Origin of the sequence: Allomuricauda sp. CP2A (assembly GCF_001683915.1) — a bacterium.
Taxonomy (GTDB): domain Bacteria; phylum Bacteroidota; class Bacteroidia; order Flavobacteriales; family Flavobacteriaceae; genus Flagellimonas.
Window position 1 is genome coordinate 12,368 of sequence record NZ_LXTT01000139.1, and the last position, 18,675, is coordinate 31,042.

General features: G+C 44.1%; 20 protein-coding genes. 5 read left to right on the plus strand and 15 right to left on the minus strand.

Annotation, left to right across the window (positions count from 1 at the left end; genetic code table 11):
* Positions 1 to 2: 2 nt before the first annotated feature.
* The 10 genes from A7D14_RS16280 to A7D14_RS16325 are packed head-to-tail and all read right to left on the minus strand — an operon-like array spanning position 3 to position 9,267.
* On the minus strand, positions 3 to 593 hold the full coding sequence (locus A7D14_RS16280) for an NTP transferase domain-containing protein (protein WP_067037025.1): 591 nt from the start codon (positions 591 to 593) through the stop codon (positions 3 to 5).
* 3 nt (positions 594 to 596) lie between these two features.
* Complete coding sequence (locus tag A7D14_RS16285; RefSeq protein ID WP_067037027.1) at positions 597 to 1,595, minus strand: XdhC family protein; 999 nt, start codon at positions 1,593 to 1,595, stop codon at positions 597 to 599.
* Entirely contained in the window at positions 1,592 to 2,794 is a 1,203-nt protein-coding gene (locus A7D14_RS16290) for a molybdopterin molybdotransferase MoeA (protein ID WP_067037029.1), read from the minus strand. Before A7D14_RS16290 ends, A7D14_RS16285 begins: the two co-directional genes overlap by 4 nt.
* On the minus strand, positions 2,791 to 3,573 hold the full coding sequence (locus tag A7D14_RS16295; RefSeq protein WP_067037031.1) for a sulfite exporter TauE/SafE family protein: 783 nt from the start codon (positions 3,571 to 3,573) through the stop codon (positions 2,791 to 2,793). The genes A7D14_RS16290 and A7D14_RS16295 overlap by 4 nt, the downstream gene beginning before the upstream one ends.
* The gene (locus A7D14_RS16300; RefSeq protein ID WP_067037033.1) at positions 3,564 to 4,628 is read right to left on the minus strand and encodes a HesA/MoeB/ThiF family protein; all 1,065 of its coding nucleotides are present in this window, start codon (positions 4,626 to 4,628) and stop codon (positions 3,564 to 3,566) included. Before A7D14_RS16300 ends, A7D14_RS16295 begins: the two co-directional genes overlap by 10 nt.
* Positions 4,629 to 4,631: 3 nt before the next feature.
* Positions 4,632 to 5,225, minus strand: a complete 594-nt coding sequence (locus A7D14_RS16305; protein WP_067037035.1) for an NTP transferase domain-containing protein — start codon at positions 5,223 to 5,225, stop codon at positions 4,632 to 4,634.
* A 22-nt stretch (positions 5,226 to 5,247) separates the two neighbouring features.
* The gene (moaA, locus tag A7D14_RS16310; protein WP_083158137.1) at positions 5,248 to 6,234 is read right to left on the minus strand and encodes a GTP 3',8-cyclase MoaA; all 987 of its coding nucleotides are present in this window, start codon (positions 6,232 to 6,234) and stop codon (positions 5,248 to 5,250) included.
* A 47-nt stretch (positions 6,235 to 6,281) separates the two neighbouring features.
* Positions 6,282 to 6,536 carry a MoaD/ThiS family protein gene (locus tag A7D14_RS16315; protein WP_067037039.1) on the minus strand — a complete coding sequence of 85 codons (255 nt, stop codon included), beginning with the start codon at positions 6,534 to 6,536 and terminating at the stop codon, positions 6,282 to 6,284.
* A 4-nt stretch (positions 6,537 to 6,540) separates the two neighbouring features.
* Positions 6,541 to 8,778, minus strand: a complete 2,238-nt coding sequence (locus tag A7D14_RS16320) for a xanthine dehydrogenase family protein molybdopterin-binding subunit (RefSeq protein ID WP_067037041.1) — start codon at positions 8,776 to 8,778, stop codon at positions 6,541 to 6,543.
* A 27-nt stretch (positions 8,779 to 8,805) separates the two neighbouring features.
* A complete protein-coding gene (locus tag A7D14_RS16325; protein ID WP_067037043.1) occupies positions 8,806 to 9,267 on the minus strand; it encodes a (2Fe-2S)-binding protein in 462 nt (153 codons plus the stop codon).
* Between the two features lie 182 nt (positions 9,268 to 9,449).
* Between A7D14_RS16325 and A7D14_RS16330 the strand changes: the two genes are divergently transcribed.
* Both A7D14_RS16330 and A7D14_RS16335 read left to right on the plus strand, forming a co-directional pair.
* The gene (locus A7D14_RS16330; protein ID WP_067037045.1) at positions 9,450 to 10,538 is read left to right on the plus strand and encodes a vWA domain-containing protein; all 1,089 of its coding nucleotides are present in this window, start codon (positions 9,450 to 9,452) and stop codon (positions 10,536 to 10,538) included.
* Positions 10,539 to 10,610: 72 nt separating this feature from the next.
* The gene (locus tag A7D14_RS16335) at positions 10,611 to 11,558 is read left to right on the plus strand and encodes a DUF1080 domain-containing protein (RefSeq protein WP_067037048.1); all 948 of its coding nucleotides are present in this window, start codon (positions 10,611 to 10,613) and stop codon (positions 11,556 to 11,558) included.
* Between the two features lie 180 nt (positions 11,559 to 11,738).
* Here the strand turns inward: A7D14_RS16335 and A7D14_RS16340 are convergent, their stop codons facing one another.
* Entirely contained in the window at positions 11,739 to 12,347 is a 609-nt protein-coding gene (locus A7D14_RS16340; protein WP_067037050.1) for a DUF1080 domain-containing protein, read from the minus strand.
* Between the two features lie 153 nt (positions 12,348 to 12,500).
* Here A7D14_RS16340 and A7D14_RS20130 point away from each other — a divergent pair, with 153 nt between their 5' ends.
* Positions 12,501 to 12,668, plus strand: coding sequence for a hypothetical protein (locus A7D14_RS20130; RefSeq protein WP_176712440.1), 168 nt, complete (start codon positions 12,501 to 12,503; stop codon positions 12,666 to 12,668).
* Here the strand turns inward: A7D14_RS20130 and A7D14_RS16345 are convergent.
* On the minus strand, positions 12,665 to 14,110 hold the full coding sequence (locus tag A7D14_RS16345; RefSeq protein ID WP_067037052.1) for a M14 family zinc carboxypeptidase: 1,446 nt from the start codon (positions 14,108 to 14,110) through the stop codon (positions 12,665 to 12,667). The two genes, A7D14_RS20130 and A7D14_RS16345, sit on opposite strands and share 4 nt — an antisense overlap.
* A 4-nt stretch (positions 14,111 to 14,114) precedes the next feature.
* On the minus strand, positions 14,115 to 14,732 hold the full coding sequence (locus tag A7D14_RS16350) for a peptidoglycan recognition family protein (RefSeq protein ID WP_255307478.1): 618 nt from the start codon (positions 14,730 to 14,732) through the stop codon (positions 14,115 to 14,117).
* Positions 14,733 to 14,870: 138 nt separating this feature from the next.
* On the opposite strand from A7D14_RS16350, the gene A7D14_RS16355 reads away from it, so the two are divergent.
* Complete coding sequence (locus tag A7D14_RS16355) at positions 14,871 to 15,809, plus strand: PmoA family protein (RefSeq protein ID WP_067037054.1); 939 nt, start codon at positions 14,871 to 14,873, stop codon at positions 15,807 to 15,809.
* Between the two features lies 1 nt (position 15,810).
* Here A7D14_RS16355 and A7D14_RS16360 read toward each other — a convergent pair whose 3' ends face one another.
* Both A7D14_RS16360 and A7D14_RS16365 read right to left on the minus strand, forming a co-directional pair.
* Positions 15,811 to 16,215, minus strand: a complete 405-nt coding sequence (locus A7D14_RS16360; protein WP_067037056.1) for a 3D domain-containing protein — start codon at positions 16,213 to 16,215, stop codon at positions 15,811 to 15,813.
* Between the two features lie 46 nt (positions 16,216 to 16,261).
* A complete protein-coding gene (locus A7D14_RS16365) occupies positions 16,262 to 17,134 on the minus strand; it encodes a pirin family protein (RefSeq protein WP_067037057.1) in 873 nt (290 codons plus the stop codon).
* Between the two features lie 44 nt (positions 17,135 to 17,178).
* Between A7D14_RS16365 and A7D14_RS16370 the strand changes: the two genes are divergently transcribed.
* A complete protein-coding gene (locus tag A7D14_RS16370; protein WP_067037059.1) occupies positions 17,179 to 18,516 on the plus strand; it encodes a serine hydrolase domain-containing protein in 1,338 nt (445 codons plus the stop codon).
* Positions 18,517 to 18,675 lie beyond the last annotated feature (159 nt).

Here is an 18,675-nt window from a genome sequence, read left to right on the forward strand (position 1 = left end):
AATTATTTAATATCAGTTGATTGGATGTAATCATTTTTAGTGTCAATATCGATTTCCTTCCCTTCGGGAAATACAATGATGGTATCTGCTTTATATTTTTCAATGATGTGTTTGGCTCCAAAATCTTTATCCAATTTGGAAAGTTCCAGGAATAAGGAAGGATGAAAAATTGCTGGCACGCCTAATTTATCCCCATAAGCAGTTGCCACTATTTTGCATTCGTTATTTTGAAATTCCGTTTTTACTTCATCTAAATAGGAAGCATCCAACAAAGGTTGGTCTGCCAGCATGATGAGCAATCCAGATGGATTGCTGTTGGTGCCCAAAATATCTTCGACCCCCACAGAAATGGAACTGCCCATTCCTTTTTCCCAATTGGGATTGTCTATGATTTTCACATTGTTGGGGATGATTTTCTTGATTTCGTCAGCATGGGCCCCTAAAACCACAAATACGGATTCGGTGATTTGCCTGGCCTGACGGATGGCATGGCCCAATAGCGTTGTGTCCTTCCAGGGCAATAGTTGCTTGGGCCCGCCCTCCATTCTTGTGGAGGCACCGGCAGCCAATATAAGAACAGTAATGGAAGTCATTGGCTAACTGTGGATTTTCCCCATTTTATCTTTGAGCAATTGGGGAGCTTTGTTATTGACCACCGACAGAATTTCGGATAAAATGGAAAGGGCAATTTCCTGGGGTGTTTCGGCACCTATGTCGATACCGGCAGGACCGTGGATTTTTTCCAAAAAATCTTCGGAAATGTCCGGAAACCGTTCCAACAGTTCGTCAAAAAGTTGTTCCCGTCTCTTGAAAGGCCCCAACAGTCCAATATAAGCGCCTTGCTCTTCTTTCAACGCCATGACAAACTGAAGGTCCTTCACAAAACTGTGGGTCATGATAACCACAGCAGTTTGATCGTCCAGGGTGTGTTGAAACATTTCAGGCTCCACTTGGATGAATTTATGGATGCCCGGAAAATCCTTTTTGGTCTTTTCTTCCCTGGGATTGGCCACTACACTTACCTCCCATCCGGTGAGGGAAGCATATTTGCACAGCTGGACGGCATCATGTTCTGCCCCTATAATCAGTAGTTGAAAACAAGGAAGCAATTCCTGCTCAAAAACAGAGAAATCGCTATTGGGTTCAGTATTTTGAGCGATTGGAACCTCATTTTCACCAAATTGAAATACCGAATGGTATCCAGCATCGTCACTTTGCTCTTTTTGGAAATAGGACCGAATATGAAACGATTTTCTACTTTCGATGGTCTTCCAAAATTCGGCCAAAAAGGAATGGTCCGGGCTGAAGGGTTCCAACAAAATGTAGAGAATGCCCTCGCACCCCAAGCGGTATCGACCATCGTATACCATGACCCGTGATACGCCCGTGGTAAAAACGGATTGAGCCTGTCGTAACACCTCTTTTTCCACACAGCCGCCGCTAACCGCTCCGATCATGTCACCATTTTCAAAAATCAACATACGGACACCGGGCCTACGATAGGAAGAGCCGTCCAAAGCGACAACCGTAGCCAATATGGCGTTTTCCTGTCTTGCTTCGTAATGTTGGATAATGGTTTTTAGCTCATGTGTCATAGTACACCGTTGTTTCTGGTTGGGATAAGGGGTACAACCTTGTCTTTTGGTATTTCTTCCTTTGGAAGTACCTTTATAAAGCCATCGTATTTGGTCAAAGCCAACAAATCCCCAGAACCTGTTGAGGAGATGGTGCTGGCAGCCCATTTTCCCGCTATCATTTTTATTTTAACCCCAACGAACAGCGTCAAATCTGTATGGTTTACGTAGGGCTCGTTTAAAAATACACCAAATTGCAATGTGTTCGTTCCTAAAGTTTTGTTAAGCCATGGCTTGAAGTACAAGTGGTAGTTGACAAAGGTGGAGACCGGATTTCCCGGAAAGGAAAACACGGTGGTGTTAAACGCTTTATGTTGTCCGAACCAAAATGGTTTCCCGGGGCGTTGCAATACCCTGTGAAAAACTTTTTCAACCCCCAGGCTATCAAAAGCCTCTGGCAGAAAATCATATTTTCCTTTGGAAACACCACCGCTCAGCAAGAGCACATCGTAATTTTTCAGGAGGTTTTCCAATGTCTGCTTAATAGTGGATGGATCATCCAAAAGGTGGTGGATATCCCCTTTAATTTTCTCATTTTCCAAAAGGGAAATCAAGGAATACGAATTGGATTTTCGAATTTGGAACGGCAATGGGCTTTTGTCTACATCCACAAGCTCATTCCCTGTGGATATTACCGCAACTTTTGGAAGCTTTTTTACTGTAACCTTGGCCTTTCCCACGGTGGACAGCACCCCAATTTCGGCTGCAGTGATTTTTACACCGGGTTGAAGTAAAACTTCACCTTTTTCAACATCACTGGCCTGATAGTGAATATTCTGTCCTTTTTTGAGAGGTTCATTAATGATAAAAGCCTCTTCATTCTTTGTGGTATGCTCGTACATGACCACGGTGTCGGCGTTGTGGGGCACAATGGCCCCGGTCATCACTTCAATACAGGAATCTGCATCTTCCAAAACCAATTGTGGGCTTCCCGCTTGCGCAATACCTGCGATCTTAAAACCTCGATTTTGGGCATTGAGGGCATCAAACCGAATCGCAATACCATCTTTGGTGGATCTATCAAAAGGAGGAAAATCTCGGTCTGCTCTAATGGTTTCCGCTAAAATTCTTCCATGGGAATCAACCAATTCAATCGATTCATCCCCATAGTCTTGGGAATGATCCAGAACTTTTTGTAAAGCTTCATCAAATGCAATCATGAAAAGAGGGCTATTTCAAATCCGTTTTTCAACAATACGCGAATGCCTACAAACAATACCAAAATACCGGTCAGCATCCGAATGCGTTTTGCGGACAATTTACCAATACTGAGCCGAACGCCTAACTGGCCGCCCAACAATACGGCAAAAAGGAGACCCAATATTTCGGGCCAAAATAGTTCAAAGGAATTGCTGGTGAACAATCCACCAATTCCCGAAACGGAGTTGACCAAAATAAAAAAACTGGCCAGGGATGCAATCACAATGGGTTTGTCCCATTTCATGTGATTGAGCACTGGGGCCAAAAAGATTCCTCCACCAATACCCACAAGCCCAGACAAAAATCCAATTCCAGCACCTAACAAATAGGACATATACGGAGGGTATTTTTTTACATTGAAGTTTGAATTAAGCGCCATGGTCTGATAAATGAGCGCAATGGCGGAAACAATCAGTGCCAGTGCCAATAGGATAAAGAAAACCTGTTCCTTTAGTCTGAACGAAGCTCCAATGAATGCCATGGGAATACTGGTGATGACAAAGGGCAAGAATTTTTTAAGCGGTAAATGCCCATTTTTGTAGTAGAGGTAACAACTTCCCGTAACCACGGTCAGGTTGCAAAGCAATGCGGTAGTCCTAATGGCAAAAAAGCTGGTCAGGACCAAGGTTAAAATGGCCAAATAACTGGACCCGCCGCCAAAGCCCACAGCGGAATAGAGCGTAGCAACCACGAAAAATGCCAAGGTCAACAAGATAAAATCCGTTGCATCTAGGGACATAGCGTCGCAATTTTGTTCATTCCACCTAAAATATTGAAGAACTGTTTGTTTGGATATTGGTTTTGAAACTGTTTTACGGCCAATTCACTTCGTTTTCCCGATTGGCAGACCACATACACCGTTTCTGCTGTATCTACATGCACTGAAGCATGTTCCAAACTATCCAAAGGAATATTAATGGCTTCTTTCAGATTCCGATCCATAAACTCCTCTTCGGTCCTGACATCAATCAAAGTGATTCTTGTTTTGGATCCCAGTAGCGATTGGAAATCTTCAGCAGTTATCGCGGGAACCACATCACAATCCAAAGGTTCATAAAAATCCTGGAGTTTCTTCAACTCCAAATTCTTTGGATTTAGTTTGAAACCAATTTTAGTGGACTGTTGGCTCAATCCATCAAACAACAACAGTTTTCCTGAGAGCACCTCCCCTATTTCGGTCAATACTTTTATAGCCTCCAACGCTTGAAACGTCCCGATAATACCCGGAATAACCCCCAGCACCCCATTCTCATTACAATTGGGTACTTCTTCGGCACTGGGCATATTGGGGTACAGGCAGCGATAGGTTGGCCCACCTTGATAATTGAAAACACTCACATGTCCTTCAAAACCGTGTAAGGCTCCATACACAAATGGTTTTTTCAGCAAAACACAGGCATCGTTAATGAGATATCGCGTTGGGAAATTATCGGTGGCATCAACCACTAAATCGTAATCCTTGATGGTTTCCAACGCATTGTCCTTGGTCAAAAAAGTGTCGTAAAGGTTAAAGTGGGTCTGCGAATTCTGAGCGCTCATCTTTTCATGGACCACTTCCAGTTTCTGTCGTCCTAAATCATGTTCGGTGTAGAGTACCTGTCGTTGCAGATTGTGAAGTTCAATGATATCTTGATCCATCAACCCCAAAGTTCCTACGCCCATGGCATTCAGATATTGGAGCACGGGAAGCCCCAATCCGCCCAAACCCACGACCAAGACCTTACTTTGGGACAATTTCTTTTGCCCTTCGGGTCCAAAATCCTTCAATTGGGTCTGTCTGGTATACCTGCTCATGGGTCACTCTATTTTGGATTTGGCATACTTGTAATCCTCAATATTATTGGCGTTGTAGAGCACTTCGTCTTGCTCGGGAAAGACCAATTTTGTATCAGAATTGATCAAAAACTTGCGGGGACATGAACTTTCCGCAGTTTCCAGATATTGCATTGCCCCATTCAACCCCTCGGGCTCCCAAATAGTGATCAATGGTTCTGGAAGTCCTGTTTTTTTTGTGGCAAAGGAGGTGGCCCATTGGCTTGGATTCCTGTTTTCCACCAACTGTTGTAACGTTTTTAAATCTATCAGGGGAAGGTCGCAGGCCAGTACCAACCAGGCTATATTGGGGTGGGTTTTGTGGGCACTCAATATGCCATTGAACGGTCCGCGGTATTCATTTTTATCAATAATGGACTTGAATCCATCGGGAATGGTGGGTTCTTGCTCCTCCCGAATACTGAGGAAGACATCATCGCAAAGCTGCCTCAATAACCCATATAAATATTCCTGTTGCGGAACATCATGGTAGGTCAAAAGACCTTTGTCCGAACCCATTCGGGTGCTTTTTCCTCCGGCAAGGACCAATCCATATAATTGAGGTGTTGTGCTGGACATACTATATTGTTTTATCCGAAAATTAGCCTCCTATTGAGGTCATGGAACTGTCAAATACGGTTTGGGAATGCTTCTCTTGTGCCTCAAAACCTGTTTTCGCTCTGTCGCCAATGGCAGTAAGGATTGTTTCCTTTACTTTTTCGGTGTTGGGTTCATCACGAACCAAATCCCGTAAATTGGCCTTGGGTTTGCCATATAGACAGGTGATGACATCCCCCGTTGCGGTAATCCGTAAGCGGTTGCAACTGCCACAAAAAGTCCGGCTAAAAGAAGGAATGATCCCAAAGGTGCCCTTATGCCCTTCAATCTTATAGTTGATGGAGGTTGATTCCTTGGGAGATTCCAGTTTCTCGTAATTGGGATAGGTCTCGGCGATATGCTCCAAAATGGCTTTGTAGTTCCATTTAATGGTATTGAAATTCTTGGAGCCGCCATTGAACGGCATTTCTTCCAGAAAACGAACGGAAACCTTATGATGTTTCATTACATCCAGAATAGGAATGATGTCCTCCTCGTTTTGTCCCTCCAAAACTATAAAGTTGATACGTACATTGAACCCTTCGGTGATCAACCGGATGAGATTGTTGTGTACAGTATCAAATTGTTTTCTTCGGGTGATCCGCTCAAAGGTTTCCCTATTGATGGAATCCAAACTCACATTGATGTTGGTGATGCCCAACTCCTTGAGTTCATCAATATGGGGGCCGATCAAGGTGGCATTTGTGGTGACGGATACATCATTGAGACCCTCCAATTTTGAAAGATGGCGCATCAATTTCATCAAATTTTTCCGTACAAATGGCTCTCCGCCGGTAATCCGTATTTTATCAATCCCTTGGGAAACCAATATTTCACTGACCTTTTTGAGTTCCGATATGGATAACAACCTGTCATTTTTCACAAAATTGATGCCCTCCGAAGGCATGCAATAATTGCAACGCAGATTGCACCGGTCGGTTACGGCCAGTCTTAAATAATTGATTTTTCTTCCGTGATTGTCTATCAGCATAAATCCTTTACTTCTTTTATAGGGGTAAGTTACCGATTTTGCATGGATTATCCCCCACTTACCGGAGGGATAAGTGCAATTTCGTCATAGGAATTGATAACCTGGTCATCTTCGGCATAGCTGTTGTTGACGGCCACGGCCAAAGAGGACAGTTTGTTCAGTTCTGGATACGTATTGCCCAGAAATGTTTTCAATTCCTTTACTGTTTTTGGTATTTTTTTTCCTGTAATGCTAGCTGTGGGAACGGACAAAGTGGGCGCACCCACGATGTCCTTTGTAATTCCAAACAAGAGTATTGTCATATAATCAACCTATAATTTCTTTTTCTGGTACTTTTAAAAGTTCTGGTGTTTTGGTGAATGGTTGTTTATATAGTCTATTGCCCGTAGCGGCTTTCATGGCATTGGCCACAGCACCTCCCGCTGGTGGCAATGTCGGTTCTCCCAATCCAGTTGGTGAAAGTCCATTATCTATGAAATAGGTTTCCACTAGGGGAGCTTCTTTCATTCGGATGAGTCGATAGCCATCAAAGTTAGTGGCGGTGGGTTTTCCATCCTTAAAAGTAAAATCGCCATACATGGAATGCCCAACACCATCCAACACACCACCTTCAACCAAATTTTTGGCCGCCAGTGGGTTCACAACGATGCCACAATCCACTACGCAAGTGATTTTCTTTACAACGGGCTCTCCGTTTTCAATTTCCACATCGGCTACCTCTGCTACGTGGCTGTTGTGGCAATAATAATTCACAAAGCCTTGATACACATTGTCTGGTTTGGTTCCCCAACCCGATTTTTCAACCGCTGTGCGAATCACCTCTTTCATCCGTTCAGGCGAATATTGGATGCGTTCGTCCTCTTCTGGTTTTACTTTATCCAAAAGGTCCAATCGCAATTGAATTTTGTCCACTTCCATCACTTCGGCCAACTCGTCAAAGAAACTTTGCTCGGCAAAGGCCAAGAAATTGGTATAGGGTGCCCGCCAGGCCCCTGTAGTTATATTACTGTTATAGGCCACGCTATCCACCTGATAATTTTCTATGGCTCCGGCCGGGAAGAAGTGGGGAATCAACCCATACATATTGGAATTGACCGCAGCTTCCTTTAAATGGTATGCCGAAACCTTACCATCTTTGATTCCTGCTTTTATGCGGTATTTGATGGACATCCTGTAGATTCCATCTTCCATGTCGTCTTCTCGGGAATAGACCAGTTTCACGGGCTTTTTGGCCTTATCGGAAATTTCAGCGGCTTCTATGGCAAAGTTTCCAAACAATCTTCTTCCAAAACCACCTCCAATCCGGGTCATTTCCAAATGAATTTCTTCTGGAGCACGGCCCAAAAGTTCGGACACAAATCCAGCAGTTCTTTCAGGAGTTTGAATGGGCCCTACCAAATGTATCTTTTCATCGGTTATGTCCGCAAAAAAGTTCATGGGTTCCATACAGCTGTGCGGCAAAAAGGGCGACTCGTAAGTACGTTCTAAAATTTGGTCCGCTTCAGCAAAGGCCTTTGTAATATTTCCGTCCGATCTACGAGTTTCAAACTTGTTCCCATCCAGGAGGTCTGTCAAAATTTTGTCGTGTTCTTCGGTATTTTCCGCTTTGGTGGCTTGCTCCCATTCGGCTTTTATCGCTTTCTTGGCTTTCATGGCTTCCCATGTAGAATTGGCAAGGACCACCACCTTATCACTATCACTGATGATATTTAATACCCCAGGGTCTTTTTCTGCAAGACCGCGTACTTTTTCCCCTATGGTGAAAATATCCACCACACCGGACATGGCCCGTGCTTCGGAATCATCATAGGAAACCAGTTTTTGACCAAAGGCAGGTGGACGCAAAACGGAAGCGTATACCATGCCATCAGCTTTGTAGTCCATTCCATATAAAGGCTTTCCGGTGATGATTTCATCGATGTCCACATTAGGGGTGGGTTTGCCCATGATTTTATACGCACTGGGCTTTTTGAGGGTCACATCTTCCGGAACTTCCAATTGGGCCGCTTCTTTTACTACATCCCCATAGCCCAAAGTCTCTCCTGCTGCATTGGTGATGACACCTTCGCTCACCGTACATTCTGATGGGTCCACACCCCAGCGTGCCGCTGCGGCGCTCACCAACATCTGCTTGGCAGCCGCCCCGGTTTGGCGTAAAGCGTCCCATCCAAATCGGATGGACTGGCTACCACCAGCAACTTGCCGGGTGTAATTGTTGGTATCTAAAATACCTTGTTCCACATGAACATTTTTCCATGCCACGTCCAGCTCTTCGGCTATGATCATGGGCATGGAGGTCTTTACATTCTGACCCACTTCTGGGTTTGGAGAAAAAATGGTGACCGCACCGTTGTCGGCGATTTTGATGAAGGCATTAAAATCGTTGTAATCCAAACTGGCCAAATCAATGGCGGGTTCTTTGATTACTTTGGGTTTGCACGCCTGGAAAAGGTTAAAGCCAATCAGCAGACCTCCTCCAGCAAGGGAAGTGTTGCGCAGAAATGACCTTCTATTTAGTGTATTATTGATATTGTTCGTTGACATTTTTCTGTTTTTTGGGATGAAAGCTGATTATTCCATGTTGTCCGCAGCAATCTTTACTGCTTTTCGAATTCTGGTATAGGTCGCACATCGACAGATATTGCCGTGCATGGCATTTTCAATATCCTCTTCTGTTGGGTTGGGATTGCTTGCCAGGAATGCGGAGGCGGTCATGATCTGACCGGCTTGGCAGTAGCCGCATTGGGGCACATCCATTTCTTTCCAAGCCTCTTGAACAGGGTGATCTCCATTTTCGGAAAGTCCTTCAATGGTGGTGATGGATTTTCCTTCCACTTGCGAAAGGGTAAGCGAGCAGCTTCTCATGGCCGTGCCATCAACATGGATGGTACAGGCACCACATTGCCCTATCCCACATCCATACTTGGTGCCTACTAGATCTAAATGATCTCTGAGCACCCATAAAACAGGGGTGTCCTCGGCAACGTCAACGGTTTTTGACGCGCCATTGACTGTGATTTGATACGTTGGCATAGTTTCTTGAATTGATTATTGTTGTCAATGTTTGCTGTTGAAGTTACCAAAAAATGGATGGAATGTTCTTTTTTTAACAGCCGCTCCTTTTTTTTAACTTTTCTTTAAATCTATTGTGGTTTGGTAAGATAATTTTCAAGCAAATTCAACGTTCTGCATGGTGAACCTTAACTTTTATGAAAATGAAAAACGTTTTTCGCTATTGCTCTCTTTTTGCCCTTGCCCTTTTAATTTTTTCCTGTGGAAATGCTGATGATGATGTCAATTTTGACATTAATGATGGAGAATTGGGACAAGGACAGAACCCCGATGATTGTCTTGGCTTTGAAGAAAATGATTTGTTGTTGTCCATACAGGATCAGTTTACTGCATTGCCTGCCAAAGTCTCTATTCTTTTTAAGGTATCCGACCTTCAAGGAAACCCGGTCTCTGGATTGAGCGCAGATCAATTCACCATATATGAGCAAGGCCGGAACGATGATTGTTTCAATGAAATATCCCCTTCGGAATCACAAGCCCGAATTTCACCAAATACGCAGGTGTTCAACAATAATACGGTACTGGTGTTGGATTTAAGCAACAGTGTGCTTCAAGGTAGTTTGGAGGAATTGAAATCAGCTTCTACCAGTTTTGTCAACAATGTGATCCCCACCCCGGAAACAGATTCCTTTAAAATGGCCATTTATTGGTTTGATGGGGAAGATGAGTTGCATCTATTGAACCCGCTGACTTCTTCCGCAACGGAACTCACCACTGCCATTGACGGCATAACCTCGGATATCAGCAGTGATCCTTCCACGGATTTATATGGTGCGGTAATCAAGTCCACGGATATTGCCGAAGATTTATTGAGGGAGAGCCAACAAGAATCTGTAATTGGAGCGGCATCCATTGTATTGTTCACCGATGGAACGGACCAAGCTTCCCGCTATAGTGAGGAAAATGCATTGCGGGCCGTTGAAAACGCAAGTAGAAATATCTCCTACTACACCATTGGTTTGGGTGCGGAGATTGATGCGGACATTCTTATGGAAATTGGGAAAACGGCGAGTGTGTTTGCCGGAAACAAGGAAGAATTGGAAACTACCTTCAACCAAATTTCGCAACGGGTGTCGGAGCAGGCCAATAGCTTTTATCTTTTTGAATACTGTACCCCAAAACGGGATGGTAGTGGGGAAAACAACCTTGTGATCCAATTGACCAATGGGAGCCTTCAAGGTGCGGTACAGACCAAGTTCAATGCCAACGGCTTCACAGGTGGATGTGAATAATGGATTTTTATAGGGTGATGCAGGGGACATTTACAAGATTGTGTATCTTGGATGTCAACTAAACATCAAACTATGATTTCTAAAGCAAAACTGCTACATCTTTTTATTTTTGTATGCATTACGGGAACGAGTATTAAATCGTATTCCCAACACATTAGCCCGTTGGAAGGACGATGGGACCTGGACATGGCGTTTAATGGCCAAACCGTTCCTTCTTGGCTGGAAATACTGCATTCGGGAACCGCAACATTGATTGGTCGATTTGTATTTGCCTTTGGCAGTGCTCGCCCTATTGCCGAAGTGGAAACCTACGGTGACAACAAGTTTACCTTCCGTATTCCCAACCAATGGGAGCCCAAGGGAAGCGATATGATCTTTCATGGAGAATTGGCCGATGACAAACTCAAGGGTACGATGATCTACACCGATGGCTCCATTACCGAATGGACCGGGGTGAAAGCTCCTGAATTGACCTATATCGAGAATCCAAACTGGGATACACCAATCGATGTTTTTAACGGAAAGGACTTGACTGGATGGCATGTGGATGGCGAAAAGAACCAATGGGTGGTGAAAGATGGCATATTGACCAGTCCTGAATCGGGCTCCAACCTCATCACCAATGAAAAATTCCAGGATTTTAAGCTGCATACGGAGTTCAGATACCCCAAAGGAAGTAACAGTGGCATCTACCTACGAGGCCGTTACGAAGTACAGATCGTGGACAGCGAAGGTCTGGAGCCCTTGGATATTTATTTGGGCGGCATCTACGGTTTTCTGGAACCCAATGAAAATGCGGCCAAGCCCGCTGGGGAGTGGCAAACGTATGATATTACCCTAATTGGCCGACGCGTAACTGTGGTCCTCAATGGCAAAACCGTTATAAGCGACGCTACTATCCCGGGTATTACCGGGGGTGCATTGGACAGTAAAGAAGGAGAGCCCGGTCCTTTCATGATTCAGGGAGATCACGGCCCCATAGAGTACAAAAGCTTTGTAGTGACTCCTTTGAAGAAATAAAGATTCAAATAAAAATCATAAAAAGAGGGTGTCTAAAAAGTCAATTTTCGTCAACCTGAACTTGTTTCAGGTTCCCATAATGATTTGTTTATCAGTATGGTGAGATTCTGAAATACCTTGCCTGGCGGCAGGCAGGAATTCAGAATGACGTGTTTCAATACTTTTTAGACAGCTTCTTTTTTATCTAGTGCCCAAGGGCGTAACCTTAATATTTCGCCATTTTACCCGAATGCCACCGCCATCATGAATCTGAAGCGCGATGGCCCCTTTTCCCTCTCCAATTTTTTCATCTTCCAAATGCACCATTTCGGTTCCATTGAGCCAAGAGGTCACGCTTGAACCTACTGCCCGGATTTTTAGGGTGTTCCACTCCCCCATTTTTAGGGCTTTATCTTTTTCTGGGTCGGGCTTGATCAACCAACCGCGGCCATAGGATTCATAAATTCCACCGGTGTCTTTTCCGGGAGGGGCAACCTCTACTTGCCAACCATTGACTTTTGTGCCTTCAAATGTGGAGCGGATAAAAACACCGCTGTTGCCATCAGCTTCTTGTTTGAATTCCAAAGTCAGTTCAAAATCGTCGTAAAAATCTTCTGTGGATAAATAGCCGTATTCCGCTTTGGGGCCACTTTCGCAGATAAGTTCGCCATTTTCAACAAACCATTTCTCTTCACCATGGTTGACCCATCCGTCCAGATTTTTACCGTTGAACAAATCGATGGTGTTTTCCTGTGCCGACATCCATTGTATGGCCAACAGGGATAATGCAGTTAAAATCAGTTTTTTCATAATTGTGTGAATCTGGGCAAGAAAATACTGGAAATCTTTGTGAAAACCCTCAAAATGTAGGGTTTTTAGACCGATAGTTGTTTATAGTATACAGACGACAACTAAAAACATCCTAATGACCCCGAAGATAAGTTGAACTTAAAATGAAATGTGATGGATGTAGTAAAAGAAATTATCGAAAACAGCGCCATAGGCCCATTTTCCAACGGATTTAAAAGCCTGGTACTTTCCCTATTCGCCTCCATTGTTTGCGTATTGCTGATTATGTTGACCATTTTAATCCTCCATGGTTCCAGCATTACCTTCCATTATGGCTATTAACGAAAAATCAAAGCATTGCCGAATTTTTGTTCGTCAAGCGGTTTGGAAAGATCCAATAAAAATCCATTGATGACCGCATGGGTTATTTTGCCTTCTTTCTCCAAAAAAAAGGTGGGATTGACCCCGGGCTGTAGATTAAAAGAATTTAGTTTAAAGTTAGGTCCCGTCTTATGCAAGGGTTGATCTACCGAAAATCCGTTGTCCGGAAGCATTGTCTTTACATAAGCAATACCCTGCTGCAAGAGATTTTTTGGTTCCTGTCCATTGCCCATCGCGGACACTTTTGGGGGCACTATGGTATACCCAGAAGCATCAAAGGTTTCATACCCGTAAAATGTGGAAAGGTCTCCCTGGTCATCAACAACACTTTTGTAATAAAAATCAATATGACCCTTTAAGTCCACTTCATTTCTAAAAATGCCCAAATCCAAAATATAATCATTCCCCAAAAGTTCATAGGTTACATTTTCAATTTTCAGGTCGAACAACTTCCTATCGTTATGGGGAATTTTCTCGTAATCCTCCACAGGAATGTTCTTGTAACTGCCCGTGGCGATGGTATACAGTGCCGAAATAATGGAAACATAATTGAGCTTTCGAATTTCTTGTTTCTCCACATCGTTGGCATAACCACCGGATTCAATTAAAATAAGACTGGTGCCCCATTTGGCAATATTGTCGCCAAAAGCACGGGGCTCAAAATCATCACTGTATCGTCCCACCTGCCCTGGCGCATAGTTTTGAATGATCTTGTTCATGTACACAATCACCTTCATGGCATTGGCCCGCACCTCATTAATGTCTTTTTCATAATTAAAGGCCGTGGCCAAATAGGAAATGGTGGCGGGTTTGTCCGTCAATTCCGCATTGTAATAGGTGCTTTGATCATGGAGATTGAAGCCGAAATCCGCATCCAAACTGTCACGGATACGTTTCAGGGCCCGCCCTTCGGGCGATTGCAATCGCAAAGCGTCCCGGTTGATGTCAATGCCCAAAGCATTTCTACGTTGGAACACTTCTGCCCCATCTGGATTTACCATCGGTAAAAAGTGCAACTTCAGCTTGGATAGGATTTCTTCTTTCTCCTCCTTAAAGTCAGGGGCATCCAAAAAATGGAGGATGTCAAAAATGGCTTGGGTGGCCGTAGGTTCGTTGCCATGCATCTGCGACCATAAAAAAACATTGATATCTCCCGTTCCTATACTGATAAGGTGTAAATCCCGACCTTGAATGGACTCCCCTACTTTCTGTACCTCAAACTTTGGATTGGCCTTGAATTGTTGGATCAAAGGCTGCAACTGACTATGCTTTATACGCCGTTCCCCCAAGGACGGTTCCTTGTACTTTTCATAGGTTTCGTAAAGTTTGGAGGTTATCGGGTCCTGACCCTGTACTGAAAGTGTCAGCAATGCAATAAAAATGGGAAGCAGTCTTTTGAGCATGGTTCTATTGTGTTGGAACGGGTTTAAAGTTAAATTTTTTCGTCGCTTTTCGCACCTTTTTCATGAAATCCATGCCCGGGTCGGTCTTTTTGGTCCGATAGCCATCATCCACTTCCAACCATAGTGGGTGACCTTCAAATTGGGTATATTCCTGATGGCCAATTAGGTAATCAATGTCATATTTTGAAGCGAGATACTGTACCAGATAGATGTTCGACCTCAATTGTTTTCTGGTCAACGGAAGTCCCTCCGTACCACCCACATTCTCAATGCCAATGGCGCAATGGTTCAGGCCAATGGTGTGTCGCGCCATGGTGGTTTCGGGCATCAATCTGTAAATGGTGCCGTTGCGATCCACCAAAAAATGGGAGGAAACGTTCAGTCCACTCACATTTTCCAAATCAGGTCGCCAATTGGGCAAGGTAGACCTATTGAAAGCAGCAAAAGACCTTTTCAGCGTTGGAATGGCCGTCCAATGCAACACGATCATTTTGGGAACAATCGTGGTGGTGTCCTGCTCCAGACCATAGCGCTGGGCCATATATTCCTTGGTGAGTTCGATGCGCTGTTCATCAAAGATGATGGGAATGTCCACAATCTCTTTTTGAATAGTGCACGACATGAAAAGAACACTTATAAAACCAAAAAGCCTAATTTTTTTCAAAAAAGATTGAAATGGAACCATACCCAAATGTAGCCCAAAATTCAAAATTGGGTCAACGATTATTTAATATCTTTAGAAACACCAACAACCTTAACCATGAAATATTCCCTTGTTTATCTTTCTGTACTGTTCATACTGATAGCTTCCTGTGACAAAAGCCCCTACGCATCCAGAAAAGAAGCTGAAAGGTTGGTGTTGTCCATTTCCGATACCGATGTTCTCTCCTATCAATTTGAAACCATGCCCCCACCGGAAGGCGTTGATTCCGCTTTCCATCGCAGTGGATTTATCCATCCCTTAAAAACTTTGGGGGGACATACCTTGACGGCCATTCACCCTGAAGATCATTACCACCATTTTGGGGTGTGGAACCCATGGACACGGGTTGTTTTTGAGGGTGACACCATCGATTTTTGGAATTTGGGCGATAAGAAAGGTACGGTACGGTTCAAAGAATTCAAGGAAATCGGGGACAATACGTTCCGTACACACCATGAGCATGTTGTGTTGAAGCAAGAACCGGAGAAAATAGCACTCAATGAAGTTCAGACCGTGACCGTAACCGAATTGGATGACAAAACCTACGCTTTGGATGTTGACATTGAATACCAGACCACGGATAGTGATTTTAAACTTATTGAATATCGGTATGGTGGGTTTTCCATCCGGGCTACCAAAGAATGGACCGATGCCACTAGCGAAATTTTGACCTCAGAAGGCATTACCCGGGAGAATGTGGATGGCTCTTTGGCCAAATGGTGTTTGGTTCAGGGTAAATTGGGTGATGGTCATGGTGGCTTTTTGCTGATGTCCAATCCAAACAACTACAACCACCCCGAACCTTTACGAATTTGGCCCAAGGAAATGCACGACGGCTATATTTTTGTGAACGTTTGCCCTATCAAGACCATGGATTGGCTCATGAAGGCTGGAAATAGCTACAACTTACAATACCGATTAGTGGTTTTTGATGGCGAAATGGATGCAGAACGAGCGGAAAGTTTGTGGAATTCCTATAAAAATCAAAAGGGATAATTTATTCCTCAATGGGGATGGCGTAGCAGATCATGAGTTTCTTTCGCCCCCACTCCCGTGCCTTTTTCACATCTTTTCCCATATAAATATCGATTCGGTTTCGCCACCGATAGTGCATTTTGTCCTTTACGTAAAAAGTGTCGGGAAAGGTGTCGATTTTCACCATGGTATTGTGCTTCAATCCCATTTTGATCAGGTCGCGTGATACCGCAATGCTCTTCATGCCGGGTTTTAGGGTATCGCCCCAAGCCGCCACTGTGGGATTGACACTATCCGTCTGCCAAAACACCGAATTGTAGGCCGAAGCCGTAACCTCACGCCCTATCCACTCATGGGTGGGTTTTTGGATAGGCTCGTTACTGGTGCAAGCCGCCACCACAATAAAACAGAAGAGTAATTTTTTCAATAGGCATTGGGAATGGTTGCATCCTAAAGATACATATTTCCACAATTTACTCGGGCAAGGGAACATAGGTGTTATCGTTTTCCATCATGGGAAAAGTTTTGTTCCGCCATGCTTCTTTGGCCGCTTCAATTTTTTCTTTACTGGATGATACAAAATTCCAATAAATATGGCGTTCCTCTGGAAAAGGCTCTCCACCAAACAACAATAAATGAGTGTTTGGGCGCAAAATAATGTTGCAGGTGTCCTCAACCTTGGACACGAGAATGTTCCCTTTTTCAACCACCTCTCCACAAGCTTCAATACTGCCTTCCACAATGCAGATCCCGATTTCACCCTTAAGCTTCCCGTTCACATTAAGGGAATAGCTTTCGGTGTTTTTCACTTCAACCATAAACAAATTGGAATGCACAGGCACTGGGGACTCTTTTCCGTACCCTTCCCCTGCCACCAAGGTGAATTCTACACCATTATCCAGCCATTTGGGCAAATCCTTACCATCAATGTGATGAAATTGGGGTTCCATATCCTCCAACTCTTTCGGCAAGGCCACCCAAATTTGATAGCCATGGGCCGTAAAAATAGTCCCCTCCCGCATATCTTTTGGAGTACGTTCGGTGTGTGTGACCCCTTTTCCGGCGGTCATCCAGTTTACCGAACCCGGTTTTATGCGTTGTTGTGTACCCAAACTGTCCTCATGAATAATTTCCCCCTCCAGCATAAAGGTTAAGGTGGAAAGCCCCAAATGCGGATGCTGGTTTACATCCATATATCTATCAGGGCCTAGTTCTGTGGGCCCCATATGATCGATGAAAATAAAGGGGCCTATCATCCGTTTCTTCCGAAAAGGGATAAGTCGTCCCACCAAAAAATCCCCGATATCCCTGCTGCGTTCCTCAATGATCAATCCAATGTTAGACATATATTTTATATTTAGATGCAGAAAGTTACAACAAATCCAAAACCATGAAACTACTTAAACGCATTTTGCTGCTGCTTCTGATTGTTATAGGAGTGGTGGTCTATCTCAATTACCCCAAGCTGAACATTATCTCTGGCTATGCTGCCAAAAATATGGCATCCGGAGTATTTGTTGCCGAACGTTCTGAAGCATCCATGAACCTGAACGACAATAATGTGCCTATGATAAAATTGGCTACCACGGAAGTGAACGAAGCTTCAAATTCAGCTTCTTCAACAGTGTATGGGCTCATGGAACGTACAGCGGTGTATCGTGATGGATTGGGAACCGTACTGATCAACGATGATTATGACCCAAGCAAACTCACCATTCGGCCTAACCGAAACCGATCAATGGACACCATTCCTTATCCATATGGTCAAGCTGCCCCTTTGGATTCTATTTTTGAAGAAGTGGATATGGATCAAATCAACAAAGCATTGGCGGTGGCCTTTGCCAATCCCGAAGTGCAGAAAACTCGAACTTTTTTGATTTTGTACAAAGGACATTTGTTGGCCGAAAAGTATGTTGATGGCTTTACCAAGGGCACCCCAATTTTAGGATGGTCCATGACCAAAAGTGTTTTGGCAACCTGTTTCGGAATTTTGGAACATCAAGGAAAACTGGAGATGGACTGGCCGGCTCCCATTGCAGAATGGAAGGATGATGAGCGCAAGGATATTACCTTGAACCATTTGCTTCGCATGCAGAGCGGGTTGGAATGGGATGAGGATTATAGCGGTATTTCTGATGTGACCAAGATGTTGTTCTTGGATAGTGACATGACCCAAATACAAAAGGAGAAAAAAGCCATTGCCCAACCTACCGAAATTTGGAACTATTCCTCAGGCACTACCAATTTGCTTTCCGGGATTCTTCGACAGCAGTTTCGGAGCCATCAGGAATATTTGGATTTCCCCTATTCGGCATTGATTGACAAAATCGGGATGTATTCCATGGTCTTGGAAGCCGATATTGCCGGAAATTATGTGGGCTCGTCCTATGCGTGGGCCAGTACAAGGGACTGGGCCCGATTTGGTCAATTGTATTTGGATAGAGGCACATGGAACGGGGAACAGATTTTTGATGCTGAATGGGTGGATTATATTGCCACTCCTACCCTACATTCTGATGGGGAATATGGCGCACACTTTTGGTTGAACGCTGAAGGCAAATATCCCGATGTACCCAAAGACCTGTTTTCTTGCAATGGATATCAGGGGCAGCATGTGTTTGTGATTCCTTCAAAGGATTTGGTGGTGGTACGCACTGGTCTGGCAGAAGAACCGGAATTTGATGCCAATGGTGTCTTAAAAGCGGTAGTTGATGCCATTAAGGGATGATCACTTCCAAAACCATGTCCCCTGTACTGTATGATGTTGGGTAGGAAGTCAGTATTGCACGCAAAAACAGGGCTAGAATATTGATTTTCATGGCGTTGGTATTTCCGATTAAGTCTTTAAAAAAACGGATGACTTACAAAAACAATCCTCATCGCCACA